Origin of the sequence: Tanticharoenia sakaeratensis NBRC 103193 (assembly GCF_000963885.1) — a bacterium.
In the GTDB taxonomy this organism is placed as follows: Bacteria; Pseudomonadota; Alphaproteobacteria; order Acetobacterales; family Acetobacteraceae; genus Tanticharoenia; species Tanticharoenia sakaeratensis.
Genome location: NZ_BALE01000017.1, coordinates 52,050 through 70,143 on the forward strand (window position 1 = coordinate 52,050; position 18,094 = coordinate 70,143).

The window sequence follows — 18,094 nt, forward strand, 5'->3', positions numbered from 1 at the left end:
CACCATGGACGAACGCCCCGATTCACAGCCCGCCAGCAATGTGCCCGACTACACCGTCTCCGAGCTGTCGGGCGCGATCAAGCGGACCCTTGAACAGGGCTTCGCGCGGGTGCGGGTACGGGGCGAGATCACGGAGTGCAAACGCTACCCCTCGGGCCATATCTATTTCTCGCTCAAGGACGAGGCCGGCAAGATTTCCGCCGTCGTCTGGCGCGGCAGCGTCTCCCGCCTGGGACTGGCGCCCGAGAACGGCACGGAGGTGATCGCAACGGGCCGCGTCTCGGCTTACGGCGAGCGGTCGAGCTACCAGCTCGTCGTGGACCGGCTGGAGTTTGCAGGCGAGGGCGCGCTGCTGGCGCGTGTCGAGGCACTGCGCAAGATGTTGCTGGCGGAAGGGCTGTTCGATGCCGACCGCAAGCGGCCGCTGCCGTTCCTGCCGCGTCGTGTCGGTGTCGTGACGTCCCGCCAGGGCGCGGTGCTGCATGATATCCGCACGACCATTGCCCGCAGGCTGCCGCGCGAAGTGCTGCTGTGGGCGGTCGCGGTGCAGGGCGAGAGCGCTGCCGAGCAGATTGCCCGCGCGATCGAATCCGCAGGCCGGATGACGGATCCGGATCTGCGTCCAGATGTATTGATCGTCGCCCGGGGCGGTGGATCACTCGAAGATCTCATGGCGTTCAACGACGAACGCGTAGTGCGCGCGGCGGCGGCCTCGCCCATTCCGCTGATCTCGGCGGTCGGTCACGAGACGGACACGACGCTGATCGATTTCGCATCCGACCGCCGGGCGCCTACACCGACCGCCGCCGCGGAACTGGCCGTGCCGCTGCGCACCGAGCTGTCCGCCGATCTGGTCCACCGGGCGGCGCGGCTGGCGAGCGGGCTTGTCCGCGCGATGCAGACCGCGCGGTCGCGGCTTGATCGGGCTTCGGCACGGATTCCCGATCTGCCCAGCCTCGTCGGCACGCTGCGGATGCGTCTGGACGATCGCTCGCAGCGTCTTGACCTCGCGTTGCCGGCGCGGCTGCGGGACGCGCATGCCCGGCTGGTGATGATTGAGCGTCGCCTGCCGGGGCCGGATACGCTGATCGAGCGGCGCCGGGCGCGGCTGTCGCTCGCGGGGCCCGCACTTCGGGCGGGTCTGCGCCAGCTGCTCGAGCGCCGCCATCGTGCGCTGGCAGGGTTGTCGCTGCCGCCGTCCCTGCCGTCTAGCGCCATCCGTTTGCAGCGTGCGCGCCTTGATGGCGTGGTGGGGCGGCTGGAGGCGGTGTCCCCCCGGGCGGTGCTGGCGCGTGGTTATGCGCTGGTGGAAAGTCGCGGCCATCCGGTCACGCAGGCTGCCCAGCTCAAGCCCGGCGCCAGGGTGCGTCTGCATTTCGCGGACGGTGCGCGCGATGCCCAGATTGTCCGGGAGAAGGCGGAGGGACAGGGCGCACTGGATCTGTAAAGGTTTTTCGGCAGGGCCCCATAAATCCGCCGCGCGGACGCTGTTTACCAGTGAGGGCCAACGGTAGCGTCTGGCAGCCGACATGGCCGCGAATCATCTTGTGACTGTCCGATCAGCCAAGTGGTCTTGCTCCGTCCGGCATTGCGCCACGCGCCGCATTTCGACGCACCGCCGTAACGTTTCGTGCGTTACGGAGCCGAGCGGGTCGCACATGGCGCTGCCGGGCAGGTCGTGGCACTGTCGCCATCAATGATGAGAAGGAGCAGCCTGGTGCGAATGAGACGACCGGATGGGCGGACGGCGGTGCTGACGCTGCTGGCGACAGTGGCGCTGGCCGGCTGCGCGGACGAACCGCAGCCGAAGCCGACACCCGTTGCACAGGCGCCCCGTCCGAAGATCCCGCCGCAGGATTTCGCGCCAGGACTGGCTGCGCCCGAGCCGCCGCCTGCCAACGAGGCGCAGTTGACCAACGATCCATCCGCGCCGCTCGATACGCCGCTGTGCGGATCGGCCTTGCGGGAGGCAGCGCAGGCCGGGTCCGCGATCTATGACAGCGCGCTCGTCAGCGGCAGTGCCTGTACCCGCAACGCCTGCTTCGAACCGTTGACCGGCACGTTCATCGCGGCCGACGGCAGCCGGAGCGTGTGCCGATGAAACGCGGTGCGGCCGCGTTGTCGGGACTGGCATTGGGGATCACGGCCGTATCGGCGCATGCGGCGGAACGGCAGTTCGATCTGTCCGGCAGTTCAATCGTGTTCGGCAGCCCATGCGCGCGCGAGGTCATCGTCACGCCGTCGGCAATCGTGCCGGCAGGACATGTGCGGATCGTCGCGACCGGAGACCGTCAGGCTGATCTGGATCGTCTTGCCAGCGCCAGCGGCGCGGCCGCGTCGTTCGGGGCGAGCGAGACCTGTCCGGAAGACAATCGGCCGCGAACGCTTCATGTCGAGGTGCAGCTTCCGACGGCGATGCCCATCACTGTGCGCGATGCAGGCGCCGAGACGTATCGGCTCGGTGCGTTCTCCGCGCCGCTGACCGTCGATACGAAAGGCTCGACGGATGTCATGGCAGAGGCGGCAACGCAGCTGACCGCGAAAATCACGGGTTCCGGCGACGTACGGCTGGGCATGCTCGACGGTCCGGCCGACATCGACACGCACGGATCAGGCGACGTCAGTATCAGTACGGTGAAAGCGCCGTCCGTCATGGCCTCCCAGTCCGGATCCGGCGGCCTGACCATCGGTCGCGCCACGGTGGATCACATGACACTGGATCATGGCGGGAGCGGCGACGTCCAGATCAGCGATGCTGCGATCGGCACGTTGAGCGCACGGAACGGCGGGTCGGGCGATATCACCATTGCAGGTGGCCGGATCGAAACCGTCACGCTCGATTCCGGTGGCTCGAGCGATGTCTCGGTCGCTGCCGCCATCGGCACTCTGCGGCTGGCAGCAGATGGCAGCGGCAGCATTACCCTGCCGCATGTCGCACGGCGCGAGTCGGTTCGGACCAGCAGCAACGTTTCCCTGAATATCGGGCCGTAACAAGATCCGATTGGCGTGGCCGTCGCTCGGTAAGGTGTCGGTCCTGTCCAAAAGAAAACCCCGCCACCGGATGACCGATGGCGGGGTTTTTTATGCCGTCTCTGGCGCGCCGCTGATCAGCGGCGCCACCAGCCTGCACGCGGCGTGGCCGGCTTTTCGTCGTCCACATTGATAGGCGCCACTGCTGCGCTGTTTTCGGCCGGCTGCGCTTCTGTCGCCGTCTCCGCTTCGACGGCCGGAGCCGTTTCCGTAGCGGAAGCCGACTTGCGAGGGCGGCCCCGTCCTCGGCGCACCGGCGCGGCCGGTTCGGCCTTCGGCGCTTCAACGACGTCCGTCACTGCGACGGCCGGTGCGGCTTCCTCGGCCTGGAGACTTTCGACTTCGGCCGCTGCCTTGGCCGCTGCCTTCGGGCGGCGTCCGCGCCGGCGCGGCGCGGGTGCCTCTTCCGCAACAGCCACGGGGTCGGCAGCAGGCTCCGCAGTCACGGCCGCGTCCTCGAAGGGCGCTTCCGAAACGACGTCTGGCGTCGGCTCGTCCTGTGGCGCTGCCGCCTCCTGCGCCTCGGTTACGGTCGCCGCGTTCGCCGAACGTCCCCGGCGTCGCGGACGGCGTCCGCGACGCGGCGCCTCGCTTTCCGGAGCGGCATCGTCCGTGCTGACCGTCTCGGCGACGACATCTTCAACGACCGCCTCCGGTTCCGGCCGCGGAGCAGGAGCCGCTTCGATCGGAACCGTCCGTGTGCGCGGCGTGGGTGCTTCCGCCTCGGCGGTCTCGGCGAGTTCGATCGCATCGAAGATGTCGAACCGGCCGCCGAACGGATCGGCGGGCGTCGGGCCGACCCAGGCGCGGCGCTCGGGTTCCGGACGCGGCTGGTGGCGGTCGCGGGGCGTGCGTTCCTCGTGCGGGCGACGCTCCTCGCTGCGCACGCGACGCAGACGGGTGCGACGACGGCCCGGAGCCACGAGACCGGGCGCGGCCTCCTCGCCATCTTCCTGCCCCTCGGCGTCCTGCGTTGCCTGCTCGTCAGCCTGCTCGGCCGCGCTCCAGCTGCTTTCCTCGCCTTCGACCTGCGGTGCGCCGTCCTGCCGCAGATCGGCAGACTGGTTGTCCCGGCGACCACGGCGGCGACGGCGACGGCGACGACGACCACCTTCGCTCCGATCCTCGGACGCGCCTTCGGCGGGCGTGGTTTCGACCTCATCGTCCACCTGTGCCGCAACGTCGGCCGGGCCGTCCGTGGTGGCAAGCGTCTCGATCGGGATCGCGGCGGGTGCGGGCTCGGACGCTTCACGCGACACGCTGGTCTGTGCCTGCAGGCGGTCGATCCGCAGTTCCGACGGCATCAGGGTTTCGTCGGCCTGGAACGACACATGCATCCGATGATGCCCTTCGATGTCGTTCAGCCAGCTGCGCTTGTGGTTGAGGATATAGAGCGCAACGCCGCCCGCGACATGCACGAGAATTTCGGATGCGCGCTGCTTGGCGCCTTCCTCGTCGATCGCACGCAGGACATGAAGCGCCGCGCTCTCGACGCCGCGGACATAGCCCGTTCCCTGGCAGTGCGGGCAAGGGGACAGCACGGATTCCGCGATGGAGGGGCGCAGACGCTGCCGCGACATCTCGAGCAGGCCGAAATGCGAGATGTGGCCGATCTGGATGCGTGCACGGTCGGAGCGCAGGGCATCCTTCAGCTTCTTCTCGACCTGCGCGTTATGCCGGCGGCTCTCCATGTCGATGAAGTCGATCACCACGAGGCCCGCGAGATCGCGCAGGCGGAGCTGGCGTGCGACTTCCTCGGCCGCCTCGAGGTTAGTGCGCAGCGCCGTTTCCTCGACATTGCGCTGGCTGGTGGAGCGGCCGGAGTTCACGTCGATCGCAACCAGCGCTTCGGTCTGGTTGATGACGAGATAGCCGCCGGACTTGAGCTGGGCCGTGGGCGAGAACATCGCGTCCAGATGGCCTTCGACCTGATAGCGCGCGAACAGGCTCAGGCCCTGATTGTTCCAGAGTTTCACCTTCTGCACGTTATGCGGCATCAGCATGCGCATGAACTCGCGCGCGCTCTTCCAGGCCGCTTCGCCGTCGATCACGATCTCCTCGATGTCCTTCGAGAACAGATCGCGGATCGCGCGCTTGATCAGGCTCGCTTCCTCGTAGACTAGCGTCGGTGCAATCGAGGACAGCGTGTGGGAGCGGATGTCGTCCCAGAGCTGCAGCAGATATTCGCAGTCGCGCGTGATTTCGGGCGCGGGCCGCTGTGCCCCGGCCGTGCGCACGATCATCGCCATGCCGCGCGGCAGGTTCAGCTCCGCGATGGTCTCGCGCAGGCGCTTGCGATCGGAATCGGAGGTGATCTTGCGGGAGACGCCGCCGCCGCGCAGGGCGTTGGGCATCAGCACGCAATACCGTCCCGCCAGCGAGATGTAAGTCGTCAGCGCCGCACCCTTGTTGCCGCGCTCTTCCTTGACGACCTGCACCAGCAGGACCTGACGCCGGCGGATGACCTCCTGGATCTTGTAGCCGCGCAGGAAACGAGCGGTGCGACGGGCCGCGGCGCTCTCGTCGCCGGTGTCGTTCTCGCCGCCGACCGTCTCGGGCGCACGCCGCCGCGCGCCCTCGTCGGACTCGCCCTCGGAACCCGCATCGGCCGCCTCGTCGGAGGCGTCCTCGGGGGTCTCGTCCTCGCCGTCCTCGGGCTGATCTTCCTCCTGCAGCGCCAGCAGCTTCTCGCGGTCGGCGACAGGGATCTGGAAATAATCGGGATGGATCTCGCTGAAGGCCAGGAAGCCGTGGCGATTGCCGCCATATTCGACGAAGGCGGCCTGAAGGCTCGGCTCGACCCGGATCACCTTGGCGAGATAGATGTTACCCTTGAGCTGCTTCTTGGTCGACGTTTCGACGTCGTAGTCTTCGAGCCGCTCACCATCCATCACGACCACGCGGGTTTCTTCCGCGTGGGTCGTATCGATCAGCATACGCTTGTTCATAAATCGGGGGACTCCGGTCGTCGCCCCGCGATGCACGTGCGCGGCCGCCGAAGCGGCGCGAGGCGGGCACTGGGCAAGGGGCGGACTTTGTATGGGGAGAGGTCGGGCCGCCATGATGCCTGCGCCGCCCGATGCAACGAACGGCGCGGCTTGCGGCGGCGCTGTCCGGTACTGTCGGAAGTGGCGGGTGGCTGGAACGCGGCATCGTGCCTCGACGGGTGAAAACGACCGGTCGGGACGACGCGCGCCAAGACCGGGAAGAGTGTAGCGGGGCGGGCGCGCATGTCGGCGCGGCACGATGCCCGAGGGGCCTGCGTCCGGTCTGCGGGATCGCCGGGAATGCCGGAAAAAGGGGCATCCTCGCTTGGCGATCGGACCGCTGAGGGACAGACCTTGCTCCGGTCAGCATGAACGATCCGTGACAGCACGGCAAGAGGCAGCATCGCACGCGCATCCGGTAGCGCGTATGCCATTGATCTGCCACGATCCTGCCGTCATCCTGAACCCGTCATGCAACCGGAGGGCGCCGCACCTCCCTGGAGATCCGCCCCATGTCTGCGGCAGACCCCGATCGCCGTTCGTCTGGTCTGGCACAATACCATCCAACCCGGCGCGGTTTCGTTGCCGCCGGACTGGCTGCGGTTTCTGCTCCGGCCGTTGCCGCCACGGTCCGCCATGGCCATCACACGCTGCATACCCTGTCGGCACCCGGCGCGGCTTCGCATGGCCTTCATGCGCCGGCCGTCCTGCGTGCGGCCCCGGCGCCGCTGCCGCTCGTGATGCTGGATCCGGGACACGGCGGCAAGGATCCGGGCGCGATCGGCGTTTCAGGTACCTATGAGAAGCATATCGCGGAGGCGGCCGCGACCGAACTGCAGCGCCAGCTCGTGGCCACCGGCCGCTATCGTGTGCAGATGACACGCAGCGAGGACCGGTTCATTCCGCTCGAAGGGCGCGTGGAGATCGCGCAGGACGCGCGGGCCGGCCTGTTCGTCTCGATGCATGCCGATGCGCTGCACGACCCGGGCGTGCGCGGCGCCAGCGTCTATACATTATCGACCGGCGCTTCCGATGCGCAGACGGCAGCGCTGGCGCGCCGGGAGAACAGTGCGGACCGGTTCGCCGGGCCTGCGTTTCACGGTGTCTCGCCGGAGATCCAGGAAATCCTGGCCAGTCTCGTTTCGGAAGAGACGCGACGGGGGTCGGCGCACATGGCCTCCAGCGTGGTGGCATCGTTCAGGAGCCGGATCGGCCTTTTGACCAACCCGTCGCGTCACGCGGCGTTCGTCGTGCTGAAATCCGCGGAAATTCCATCCGTTCTCGTGGAGATGGGCTTCATGTCCAATCACCTGGATGAGCAGGCGCTTCGCCAGTCAGCCCATCGCACGCAGGTTGCCTCGGCGATGTGCACCGCCATCGAGCGCTACTTCGCCCAGGGGCCGGGCCTTGCGCGGATGGCAGGCTAGGGCGATCGTCCCGGCCGTTTCGCAGGGACCGGGTTGCAGGAGAGAGTGCGCATGAAGATGCTTCGGATCATGGGAATGACGGCTGTGCTTGCGTCGGTCGGGGCGTGCGGACCGGTATTCGCGGCGACGATCACGGGCCAGACCAGCTGCGCCGATGCCCTGCGGATGCAGGAGCAGGCAGGACCGCAAGGCGAGGCAGAGCTCAAGCAGCGCATCGCAGTCGTCCTGAAGACGTATGCGCCTGAGGGCCTCGATGGAAAGGGCGGTATGCCAAGCCCGCAGACGACGGATGTCGCCATGGCCTATGGGAAGCACTGGTGCCAGCGCCATCCCGATCGCACACTGGCCGATGCAGCGCGCGCGGCGCAGCGTTCGCAGAACAAGTGGATGTCTCTACTGCAGAATGCCCGGCAATCGTCGGACGGACATTGAAACAGGCTTCCCACCCGTAGCCTGTTCGGGTTAGAGACGCGGCCATGACTTCGATCCTGACCTCCAGCGCGCGCCTGAACGGCCGCCGGCTCGTGCCGGCGCCGACGGCTTGCGTGCAGCGTCGGATTCGCGCGCTCGGCGCACGGCTCGAGCTTCGACTTATCGGCCCCTGAGCGTATCTCGCGACGCAGCAGGCTGCGTTGTCATGCTCAGGGGAGACAAAAAACAGGTGCGGAGCGGTCATGACGCTCCCGAATGTCCGATCAAGTCAGCAGGAAGTCCCGACACCATGAGCATCCAACATCCGTCCTTCGGCCGTATCGACAGCGATCGGATCATTTTCTTCGATACCACGCTGCGTGATGGCGAGCAGTCGCCGGGCTTCTCGATGAATCTCGACGAGAAGCTGCGCATGGCGCAGGCGCTGGCCGATCTCGGTGTCGATGTGATCGAGGCGGGCTTCCCCGTCGCCTCCGAAGGCGATTTCGAATCCGTCCGGCAGATTGCTGAGAGCATACGTGGCCCGGTGATCTGCGGACTGGCGCGCGCCTCCGTCAAGGATATCGAAGCCGCCGGCCGCGCGGTGGAAAAGGCCGAGCGCCGACGCATCCATCAGTTCATTTCGACGTCCGATCTGCACATGAAATACAAGCTGCGGATGGAGCGCGAGCAGGTTCTCGAACTGATCGCCATGGGCACGCAGACGGCCCGTCGCTTCACGGACGATGTCGAGTGGTCCGCCGAGGACGGCTCGCGCACCGACCCGGACTTCCTGTGCCGGTGCGTGGAAGTTGCAATCAGGAACGGCGCGACCACAATCAACATTCCCGATACCGTCGGGTATGCGACGCCCGAAGACATGCGCCGCATCTTCGCGATGGTGCGCGAGCGCGTGCCGGGGGCGGATCAGGTGATCCTGTCCACGCACAACCATAACGATCTGGGCCTGGCGGTCGCGAACACGCTGGCTGCGGTCGAAGGTGGCGCCCGACAGATCGAATGCACCATCAACGGCATCGGCGAGCGCGCGGGCAATGCGGCACTCGAGGAAACCGTGATGGCGCTGCGCACGCGGGCGGATGCGTATCCGTACCGCAACGGAATCGAGACGACGCGCCTGCTGTCCGTGTCGCGTCTGCTGGCGAACATCACGAGTTTCGACGTGCAGCCCAACAAGGCGATCGTCGGGCGCAATGCCTTTGCGCATGAGAGCGGCATCCATCAGGACGGGATGCTGAAGAATGCGCAGACCTACGAAATCATGACGCCGGAGAGTGTCGGCTGGAGCAAGTCGTCGCTGGTTCTGGGCAAGCATTCGGGCCGCGCCGCCTTCCGCGACAAGCTGGCAACCCTCGGTTATGCCGATCTGGACGATGTGACGATCAACCAGGCGTTCCAGCGGTTCAAGGATCTCGCGGACTCGAAGAAGATCGTTTTCGACGCCGATGTCGTGGCGCTGGTCGACGACGAGACGCGCGATCACGAGCGGGTACGGTTCGTGGCGCTCGACCTGATGGCAGGGTCGACCCGTCGTGCCGAAGCGACGCTGACGTTGAATGTGGATGGCAACGAGACCACCGCGACACGCGAGGGCAATGGCCCGGTGGATGCGGCCTTCAACGCCGTCCATGCGCTGTTTCCGCATGAAGCCACGCTGGCGCTCTACTCGGTGGGCGCCATCACCGAAGGGTCGGATGCCCAGGCGCGGACGACCGTTCGTCTGGAGGAAGCCGGCAAGCTCGTGGACGGACAGGGGGCGGACGCCGACACGGTCGTGTCAGCCGTGCGCGCCTATGTTCATGCGTTGAACAAGCTCATTGCCAAGCGCACGCGGCGCGAGCCGGAGGCGCTGAGCGCCTGAGGCGAACAGTGGGTCTGAGTAAAAAGAACCCCGGTGGAGACATCCGCCGGGGTTTTTCCTGTCAGTAGCCGTAACCGTAGCCGCCCTGGGTATAGCTGCCCTGCGGATACCCGCCCTGCGGGTAGGCATTGTTGTATGCGGGCGGCGGGGCTGCATTGGCGCCGTAGCCGTATTGCGGCGCCGGAGCAGCCTGCTGCGGCGGAGGTGCTGCATAACCGTATCCGCCCTGCGTCCAGTTGTTCTGGCCGTAGGCCGGGCGATAATACGGCTGCGCGTAGCCATTGGCCCCGGCGCCCGGCTGGTTCGGCGTCGTCACGGCACCTGCACCGGCGCCAAGAACGCCACCGGCCAGCGCCCCGATGGCGGCACCCCGGCCACCGCCCGCGAGCGCGCCGATGGCAGCACCTGTCCCGCCGCCGATCAGGCCGCCGCCGAGTGCGCGGGAGCCCGGGTTGTAGTCATTGGCACAGGCCGCCAGCATCAGCGGTGCGCAACCGAGCAGCACGACGGCGCGGGTCGCCGTGCGTCCGTTCAGGTAGTTCATGATGTCGCTCATGACGCAGCTCCGTGGCGGGTCTGATCGTAATTCAAGTCGCGGTCCATCGTTGCGTATCAATATCCGCGACGGTTGGGTGTCGTGGCCGCGCCGCCGGCTGCACCGACCGCACCGCCTGTCAGCGCGCCGATGGCAGCGCCCCGTCCACCGCCCGCCAGCGCGCCGATGGCTGCACCGCCGCCTGCACCGATGAGCGCTCCCGAACCCGCACGGGCGCCGGGATCATACGGATCGCCGCAGCCGCTGAGCGCGATTGGCGCAACCGTCAGGGTCGCCAAGGTCAGGGCGGTTGCAAATACTCTCTTAGAACGTGACATGATCATGTGGTCTCCTGTCGTTCCCGGGGCGACGTAGTTTTGCTCGTCGCATGCGGGCACGGTCGCGATATAAACGGATGAGCGATCCATTGGGTTGCGCGTGGGAGCGCGTCGGCCGCCGCCGGATGCCTGACCTTTGTAACGGGCCGATCGTGGCAGAACGTGACGCGGATGGGGCCGAATTCGGGCGCATCGCTACCGGATCGTGACATATGGGCCGGGTTTTCTGCCCGGCGCTCTTGCCGCGCGCCGGTGCCACCGCTAATGCCTGCGCCGGATCGCCATCTCGAGCCTGCGGGCAGGGCGTTTTGAGTCAGCCTGGAGGCTTGCAATGTTTTCTCGTTTGCTGGGTCTCATGTCGGCCGACATGGCGATCGATCTCGGCACCGCCAACACGCTCGTCTATGTGAAAGGCCGCGGCATCGTCCTCGATGAGCCGTCCGTCGTGGCGATCGCCGATGTCCGCGGCAAGAAGGTGGTGCTCGCGGTCGGCGAAGAGGCCAAGCAGATGGTTGGCCGCACGCCGGGCAACATCACGGCCATTCGTCCCCTGCGCGACGGCGTCATCGCCGATTTCGAGGTCGCGGAAGAGATGATCAAGCATTTCATCCGCAAGGTTCACAACCGCCGCGCCTTCGCCAGCCCGCAGATCATCGTGTGCGTACCGTCGGGTTCGACGGCCGTCGAGCGTCGCGCGATCCAGGAGAGCGCCGAGAGCGCCGGCGCGCGCAAGGTGCTGCTGATCGAGGAACCGATGGCGGCGGCGATCGGCGCGGGCCTTCCTGTGACCGAGCCGTCCGGCAGCATGATCGTCGATATCGGTGGCGGCACGACGGAGGTCGCCGTCATTTCGCTCGGCGGCATCGTCTATGCCCGCTCGGTCCGCGTCGGCGGCGACAAGATGGACGAGGCGATCATCTCCTACATCCGCCGCACGCATAGCCTGCTCGTCGGCGAGAGTTCGGCCGAGCGGCTGAAGATCGAACTTGGCTCCGCCATGATGCCGGATGACCCGCGCGATCCGGGACCGATCAAGGAGGTCAAGGGACGCGACCTCATCAACGGCGTGCCGCGCGAGGTTCTCGTCAGTCAGGCACAGATCGCGGAGAGCCTTGCCGAGCCGGTCAGCCAGATCGTCGATGCGGTGACGACAGCGCTCGAGAACTGCCCGCCGGAACTGTCGGCCGACATCGTGGACAAGGGCATCGTGCTGACGGGTGGCGGTGCGCTGCTCTATCGTCTGGACGACGTGCTGCGTCTTGCAACAGGGCTTCCGGTCACTGTGGGTGAAAACGCCCTGTCCTGCGTCGCGCTGGGAACCGGTCGCGCGCTCGAGGAGATCCGCAAGCTGCGCAATGTGCTGACCAGCATGTACTGAAACCATCCGGCCATCCGGCCGGGGCGGATCAAGCGGAGGGGTTGATCGAGGGTGCTGTGGTTGTCGATCCAGGCGCGGCAGGCTCTGGGCAAGCTCGTTCTGCCTGCATTGTTCGTGCTCGCCGTGGGATTCGTGATGCTGGGGTTCGCGCGACGCGGATGGATCGATCAGGCCCGCATGACGGTCGCGGATGTTCTGGCCCCGGCCTACGGTCTTCTCGTTCTGCCGGGAGAGCATGTGCGCGCCGCCCTGACGGACCTTCGCGGGGCGGCTGATCTGTCGTCGGAAAATGCCCGTCTTCGACGGGAGAACGACGGGCTGCGACGCTGGTATGACGTGGCGGTCGCGCTGGCGAACGAAAACGCGCAGCTCAAGGCCGCACTGAACTGGATCCCGGACGATGCGCCGGCTTTCGTCACGGGTCATGCCATCCGTGACGCCGGAGGTGTCTATGCACGCGCCATCCTGCTGCAGGTCGGCCCCGGCCATCAGGGACATGTCGGAGACGTGGCGCTCGATGCCGGCGGCCTGATCGGGCGCGTGACAGAGATCGGCGGACGCACGCTGCGCATCCTGCTGATCACGGACGAGGCCAGCCGGATTCCGGTGGCCCTGTCGTCATCGCATGGCAGCGCGATCATGGCGGGCGACAACTCGGCACTGCCGCGCCTGATCTTCTTCCCGCAGGACAACCCGCCACTTGAAGGCGAACGCGTCACCACGGGCGCCCAGAACGGCGGCCTGCCGCAGGGGCTGCCCGTCGGACGCGTTCATTACCGGCATGCGGGCGATCCCGTGGTGGTGCCGGATGGCGATCTCGGCCATCTCGATATCGTGCGTGTCTTCGAATATGCGACGCGGCCAGTCACAGAGCCTGAGGCGCCGGGGCGCGTGCCTGCGGGCGGCACGACCAGACCCACTCCCGGCGCGCCGGCTGCGGCGCCGGCACCCTTCGGCGCCATCGGGCCGGCCGGGCCGCGATCCGGCCTGCTCGATGGCCGTTATCTCCCGCAGCGGTCGCTCGGCTGACGCGATGGTTGCGGAACATTCCGGAAGCGGCATCAGACCGGAAATCAAGCCGCGCGCCAGTCTGCGGCAGCGGGCCGATGCAGGATTGCGGGCGGCAACGCCGGTCGGGTTCGCGTTCCTCTCGACGCTCGTCTTGTCCGCGCCCTTGGGCCTGCCCGGACAATCCGAACTGCTGTTCTCGGTTCTGTTCGGGACCGTGTTTTTCTGGTCGGCGCAGCGGCCGCGGCAGATGCCGCCATGGGCGGTCTTCGCGCTTGGCCTGTTTGCCGAAATGGTGACGTTCGGTGCGCCGGGCTCGATTCTGTTCATGCTTCTGGTGGTGCATGGAATTGCCCATCTCGGACGTCACAGTCTGACGGCGGCGAGCTTTCTGACGACATGGGCCATTCTCTCGGTGCTGGCGACGATTTCCGGCGTGGTCCAGTGGACGATGGCGTCCGTCGAGGCGTTTCATCTGCTCGGACCTGCGCCAAGCCTCTTCCAGACGACGCTGACAATCGGTATCTATCCGATCCTTAGCGCAGTGTTCGCGTGGGCGAACCGGACGGTCGCCAACCCCGAGCGAGCCTGAGATACCATCCGGCATGAAATTCAGAAAACGTCAGATCGGCCGCCTGATGCCGAAACGGGACCAGAGCAACCCCGTGCGCGGCGTCTTCTCCCGGCGTGCGCTGATCGTGCTCGGGGGGCAGGCCGCCGTTCTCGGCGTGCTCGGGCGGCGTCTGTACGATCTGCAGGTGACCAACGGCGCGCATCTGAGCCAGCTTGCCGAACGCAACCGGACCAGCAAGCGCCTTTTGGCACCGGCGCGTGGAATCGTGGTGGACCGGTTCGGGACCCAGCTCGCCAGCAACAAGGTCAGCTGGCGCGCCCTGCTGATGCCCGAGGAAACCACGGACATCGTGGGGACGATCGCACGGTTCTCCGAAATCGTGGCGCTGGACGATCGCGATCATGCGCGAATCGAACGCGATCTGAAGCATGTCCACAAATACGTCCCGGTCACGCTGAAGGACTTCCTGTCCTGGGATGACATGGCGCGGATCGAGCTGAACGCGCCCGGTCTGCCGGGTGTGCTGATCGACGTGGGTTCGAGCCGCCAGTATCCCTCGGGGCCGCTGACCGCCCATGTCGTCGGCTACGTAGCGCCCGCCAATGAACACGATGTCGCGGCCGACCCGACCATGGCGCTGCCGGGCATGCGCGTGGGGCGTGCCGGTCTGGAACAGACACAGGACACGGTACTGCGCGGCACGCCGGGCTCCGTCGAGATGGAAGTCAACGCGCGCGGCCGCGTGATGGGCGAGCTGGATCGCGTCGAGGGCCAGCAGGGCGCACAGGTCGCGCTGACGCTGGACGTAGGCCTTCAGCAGATGGTGCGCGACCGGATCGGCGATCAGTTCGCGAGTGCCGTCGTCATGGACTGCCGGAACGGCGAGGTGCTGGCGATGGTCAGCACGCCGTCCTTCAACCCGGCGCTGTTCGACAGCGGCGTCAGCCGGGGCCAGTGGGCACAGTGGGCATCCGATCCCGAGACCCCGCTGATCGACAAGACGGTGGCCGGTCTGTACCCGCCGGGCTCGACGTTTAAGCCCGCTGTGGCTCTGGCAGCGCTCAAGGCCGGGTCCGTTTCGCCGACCGAGCGGTTTCACTGCCCGGGCTACTACGACATGGGCGGCGTGCGCTTTCACTGCTGGTCGCGGTGGGGGCATGGCAACATCGACATGCATGATGCGATTAAGCTGTCGTGCGACGTCTATTTCTACCAGCTCGCGCGGGCGACCGGCATGGACCCCATCAAGGCGATGGGCAACGATTTCGGCCTTGGCTCGAAGCTCGGGATCGAGCTGCCGCATATCCGCACGGGCGTGATCCCGACACCGGACTGGCGACGGGCGCACGGGTTCCACTGGAACGGTGGCGATACGGTCAATTCGGGGATCGGCCAGGGCTTCGTCCAGGTCACGCCGATGGAACTTGCGACGTATGTGTCGCGCATCGCGTCCGGCCGCATGATCCAGCCCCATCTTGTGCGCAAGACAAACGGACAGGCCGACCCGCTGGGCGCGCTTGATGCCGCCGCGGCGCTGGATATTCCGACAGGCCACCTCGACGTGGTGCGTCAGGGCATGTTCGCGGTCGTGAATGCGTCCGACGGCACGGCGCCGAAGGCGAAGCTGGACCTGCCGGGTGTCCAGATGGCTGGCAAGACAGGCTCGGCGCAGGTGCGGCGCGTCTCGCGCGCGGTGCGCGAGGGGGGGCATTTCAAGTCGGCCGATCTGCCGTGGGAAGACCGGCCGCACGCCCTGTTCATCTGTTTTGCGCCGTTCGATGCCCCGCGCTATGCGGTTGCGGTCGTCATCGAGCACGGCAATGCGGGTGCCGATGCCGCAGCACCGCTGGCCCGCGACATCATGACGGATACGCTGATGCGGGATCCGGTGAACCACATCCATCCGCCGGGCGAGCGCGTCGCGGAGAACGACTTAGGCGAATTCTGATGCTGGGACCGCTACGCCACGAGAAACGGCTCTGGCGTCCCGAGCCCAGCTTCCGCCTGCTGTCCAAGCTCTGGCAGATCAACTGGCTCTACGTGCTGCTGATCTGTGCCCTGGCGGGTGTCGGGTATCTGGCGCTGTATTCCGCAGGCGGTGGTTCGTCGAAGCCGTTTGCGGCGCCGCAGGCGACGCGGTTCGGGTTCGGCCTCGTCCTGATGATCGGGACAGCTTTGCTGAGTCCGCGGCTTCTCATGCGCCTGTCCGGACCGATCTATATCGTAGCGATGGCTCTTCTCGTGCTCGTGCTGCGCATGGGGCATGTGGGGAAGGGGGCCGAGCGCTGGATCAATCTGGCCGGCCTGCAGTTCCAGCCGTCCGAGTTCGCCAAGATTGCGCTCGTGCTCCTGCTGGCAAGCTGGTTTTCAAGGCTCGGGCACCGCCGCATGGGCAATCCGCTCTGGCTGATCCCGGCGGCGGTGGCCGTCCTGCTGCCGGTGGGCCTCGTGTTGAAGGAGCCCAACCTCGGCACGGCATCCATCATCGGGGTGATTGGCGCGATCCTGTTCTTCGCGGCGGGCATGCGCTGGTGGCAGATCGTGATCCTGGTCGCGCCGGTGCCCTTCCTGGGCAAGTTCGTCTACGCCCATCTGCACGACTACCAGAAGGCGCGGATCGACACGTTCCTCCATCCTGACCACGATCCCTTGGGTGCCGGCTACAATATCATCCAGTCGAAGATCGCGCTTGGATCGGGTGGCATGTGGGGCGAGGGATATCTGCATGGAACGCAGGGGCAGCTGAACTTCCTGCCTGAAAAGCAGACGGACTTCATTTTCACCATGATCGGCGAGGAATGGGGCTATGTCGGCGCGATCTCCGTCATTGGCCTGCTGGGTCTGCTGGTCCTCGGCGGCATGTTGATCGCCCTGCGCAGCCGCAATCAGTTCGGTCGGCTGCTCGGTCTCGGGATCGCGATGGATTTCTTTCTCTATTGCGCGGTCAACCTGTCGATGGTCATGGGGGCGATCCCGGTCGGCGGCGTGCCGTTGCCACTGATTTCCTATGGCGGCTCGGCCATGCTGACGATGATGTTCGGCTTCGGACTGCTGCTGTCGGCTTATGTTCACCGTAACGAGCGGCTGGGGCCGCACGACCAGCCGACGGTCGAGTGAGGACGCGCCGCGGAGCGGCTCCGTGAGGGCCGTGCGCCCGCTGACGCCTGCGCTGCGACGGGCCTACGCCCGCAGCGCGTATGAGGCGGGTGGTCTGCACGTCAGGATCGGGAGGCGCCCTGTCGGATCCTGGCCGTTCCGAAGCGATGCCTTCGTCATCCTCGGCGCCTGCAATCCCGGCGGGCGGCGTGCGGCAGACGGGATCAACGCCCGCATGATGTGCGCGTTGGCCGAGCGACTCCGGCACGTTCCGTCGGTTGCCGGGCGAGGCGGCCTTGGCCAGTGGTGGGAACCGATGACCGGTGTCTGCATGCCTCTGGCACCTGCGAAACGGCTGGCGCGCGTATTCGGCCAGAACGCCGTCGTGCTCGTGCAGCGGGGCAGGTCCGCGCGTCTGGTTCAGGTCTGATCCGGCAAAGTTGAGTTGCATCCAAAGGGGCACGCGCGCGTCTTAGGCAGGACGAAACCCGTTTGGAGACGCGTGTCATGAGCATGTCTGAGATGATGACCCAGATGGCGGATAAAGGGGGTTTTATCGCCGCCCTCGACCAGAGCGGCGGCTCGACACCGGGCGCGCTCAAGCTCTATGGTATCCCTGAGAGCGCCTATTCGAACGAAGAAGAGATGTTCGCGCTGATGCACGAAATGCGCGCGCGCATCATCACGGCGCCTTGTTTCTCGGGCGACAAGGTCATCGGCGCCATTCTCTTCGAGCGGACGATGGACGGAGAGATCCAGGGAGTGCCGACCCCGCGCTATCTCTGGCGGGAGCGTGGCGTCGTTCCGTTCGTGAAGATCGACAAAGGGCTCGAGGCCGAGAATGACGGTGTGCGGCTGATGAAGCCGATGCCAGGGCTCGACGACCTGCTGGCCCGGGCTGCAGGGCTCGGTGTTTTCGGCACCAAGGAACGTTCGGTCATCCGCCTGCCATCCGAAACCGGCATTGCCGCCATCGTGCGGCAGCAGTTCGAGGTGGGCGAGCAGGTGCGCAAGCATGGGCTGGTCCCGATTCTCGAGCCGGAAGTCCTGATCGACAGTCCGGACAAGAAAAAGGCCGAGCAGATGTTGCATGATGCGATCGCGGCCGAGATCGAGAAGCTGCCGTCCGATGCGCGGATCATGCTCAAGCTGACGATCCCCGAGGTTGCGGGCCTTTATGACAACCTTGCGCGGGACGAGCGGATCGTTCGTGTAGTGGCGCTGTCGGGCGGCTATCCGCTGGATGACGCCTGTGAGCGGTTGAGCCACAACCGCCTGATGATCGCGAGTTTCTCGCGCGCCCTGATCGGCGACCTGCGCCACGAGATGGACGAGAAGCAGTTCGACGACACGCTCGCCATTGCCGTGAACAAGATCTACAAGGCGTCGGTCGACAAGGTCTGATCCGACCGCGCGTGAAAACGCCCC

The 18,094-nt window shown here is 66.5% G+C and carries 16 protein-coding genes; 13 read left to right on the forward strand and 3 right to left on the reverse strand.

Annotated features, from left to right (window positions below; genetic code table 11):
- Nucleotides 1-4: 4 nt before the first annotated feature.
- The 3 genes from xseA (at nucleotide 5) to B8446_RS07410 (ending at nucleotide 2,991) form a co-directional block, all read left to right on the forward strand.
- The gene (gene xseA, locus B8446_RS07400; RefSeq protein WP_048848711.1) at nucleotides 5-1,447 is read left to right on the forward strand and encodes an exodeoxyribonuclease VII large subunit; all 1,443 of its coding nucleotides are present in this window, start codon (nucleotides 5-7) and stop codon (nucleotides 1,445-1,447) included.
- A 276-nt stretch (nucleotides 1,448-1,723) separates the two neighbouring features.
- Nucleotides 1,724-2,101, forward strand: a complete 378-nt coding sequence (locus tag B8446_RS07405) for a hypothetical protein (protein WP_048848712.1) — start codon at nucleotides 1,724-1,726, stop codon at nucleotides 2,099-2,101.
- Nucleotides 2,098-2,991 (forward strand): GIN domain-containing protein, encoded by an 894-nt coding sequence (locus tag B8446_RS07410; RefSeq protein WP_048848713.1) that lies wholly within the window; start codon nucleotides 2,098-2,100, stop codon nucleotides 2,989-2,991. The genes B8446_RS07405 and B8446_RS07410 overlap by 4 nt, the downstream gene beginning before the upstream one ends.
- 116 nt (nucleotides 2,992-3,107) lie before the next feature.
- Here B8446_RS07410 and B8446_RS07415 read toward each other — a convergent pair whose 3' ends face one another.
- A complete protein-coding gene (locus tag B8446_RS07415) occupies nucleotides 3,108-5,978 on the reverse strand; it encodes a ribonuclease E/G (protein ID WP_048848714.1) in 2,871 nt (956 codons plus the stop codon).
- Between the two features lie 551 nt (nucleotides 5,979-6,529).
- On the opposite strand from B8446_RS07415, the gene B8446_RS07420 reads away from it, so the two are divergent.
- From B8446_RS07420 to B8446_RS07430, 3 genes are all read left to right on the forward strand, one after another.
- Nucleotides 6,530-7,444 (forward strand): N-acetylmuramoyl-L-alanine amidase family protein, encoded by a 915-nt coding sequence (locus tag B8446_RS07420; protein WP_048848715.1) that lies wholly within the window; start codon nucleotides 6,530-6,532, stop codon nucleotides 7,442-7,444.
- Nucleotides 7,445-7,495: 51 nt separating this feature from the next.
- Nucleotides 7,496-7,876: a hypothetical protein gene (locus B8446_RS07425; RefSeq protein ID WP_048848716.1), complete on the forward strand. Its 381-nt coding sequence runs from the start codon at nucleotides 7,496-7,498 to the stop codon at nucleotides 7,874-7,876.
- Between the two features lie 289 nt (nucleotides 7,877-8,165).
- Entirely contained in the window at nucleotides 8,166-9,737 is a 1,572-nt protein-coding gene (locus B8446_RS07430) for a 2-isopropylmalate synthase (RefSeq protein ID WP_048848717.1), read from the forward strand.
- Nucleotides 9,738-9,798: 61 nt separating this feature from the next.
- Here the strand turns inward: B8446_RS07430 and B8446_RS07435 are convergent, their stop codons facing one another.
- Both B8446_RS07435 and B8446_RS07440 read right to left on the reverse strand, forming a co-directional pair.
- Nucleotides 9,799-10,293 (reverse strand): YMGG-like glycine zipper-containing protein, encoded by a 495-nt coding sequence (locus B8446_RS07435; protein WP_241767687.1) that lies wholly within the window; start codon nucleotides 10,291-10,293, stop codon nucleotides 9,799-9,801.
- Between the two features lie 56 nt (nucleotides 10,294-10,349).
- Nucleotides 10,350-10,616 carry a hypothetical protein gene (locus B8446_RS07440; protein WP_048848718.1) on the reverse strand — a complete coding sequence of 89 codons (267 nt, stop codon included), beginning with the start codon at nucleotides 10,614-10,616 and terminating at the stop codon, nucleotides 10,350-10,352.
- A 325-nt stretch (nucleotides 10,617-10,941) separates the two neighbouring features.
- Here B8446_RS07440 and B8446_RS07445 point away from each other — a divergent pair, with 325 nt between their 5' ends.
- The 7 genes from B8446_RS07445 to B8446_RS07475 all read left to right on the forward strand — a co-directional run bounded on the left by B8446_RS07445 (nucleotide 10,942) and on the right by B8446_RS07475 (nucleotide 18,070).
- A complete protein-coding gene (locus B8446_RS07445; protein ID WP_048848719.1) occupies nucleotides 10,942-11,988 on the forward strand; it encodes a rod shape-determining protein in 1,047 nt (348 codons plus the stop codon).
- A gap of 54 nt (nucleotides 11,989-12,042) precedes the next feature.
- Complete coding sequence (mreC, locus tag B8446_RS07450) at nucleotides 12,043-13,017, forward strand: rod shape-determining protein MreC (protein ID WP_084712178.1); 975 nt, start codon at nucleotides 12,043-12,045, stop codon at nucleotides 13,015-13,017.
- Complete coding sequence (locus B8446_RS07455) at nucleotides 12,983-13,588, forward strand: hypothetical protein (RefSeq protein ID WP_048848720.1); 606 nt, start codon at nucleotides 12,983-12,985, stop codon at nucleotides 13,586-13,588. Before mreC ends, B8446_RS07455 begins: the two co-directional genes overlap by 35 nt.
- Before the next feature lie 13 nt (nucleotides 13,589-13,601).
- Nucleotides 13,602-15,518, forward strand: a complete 1,917-nt coding sequence (gene mrdA, locus B8446_RS07460) for a penicillin-binding protein 2 (RefSeq protein WP_048848721.1) — start codon at nucleotides 13,602-13,604, stop codon at nucleotides 15,516-15,518.
- Complete coding sequence (gene rodA / locus B8446_RS07465; RefSeq protein WP_048848722.1) at nucleotides 15,518-16,687, forward strand: rod shape-determining protein RodA; 1,170 nt, start codon at nucleotides 15,518-15,520, stop codon at nucleotides 16,685-16,687. The genes mrdA and rodA overlap by 1 nt, the downstream gene beginning before the upstream one ends.
- Before the next feature lie 22 nt (nucleotides 16,688-16,709).
- Nucleotides 16,710-17,096: a DUF3293 domain-containing protein gene (locus tag B8446_RS07470; protein WP_048848723.1), complete on the forward strand. Its 387-nt coding sequence runs from the start codon at nucleotides 16,710-16,712 to the stop codon at nucleotides 17,094-17,096.
- 77 nt (nucleotides 17,097-17,173) lie between these two features.
- Entirely contained in the window at nucleotides 17,174-18,070 is an 897-nt protein-coding gene (locus B8446_RS07475) for a fructose bisphosphate aldolase (RefSeq protein ID WP_048848840.1), read from the forward strand.
- Nucleotides 18,071-18,094 lie beyond the last annotated feature (24 nt).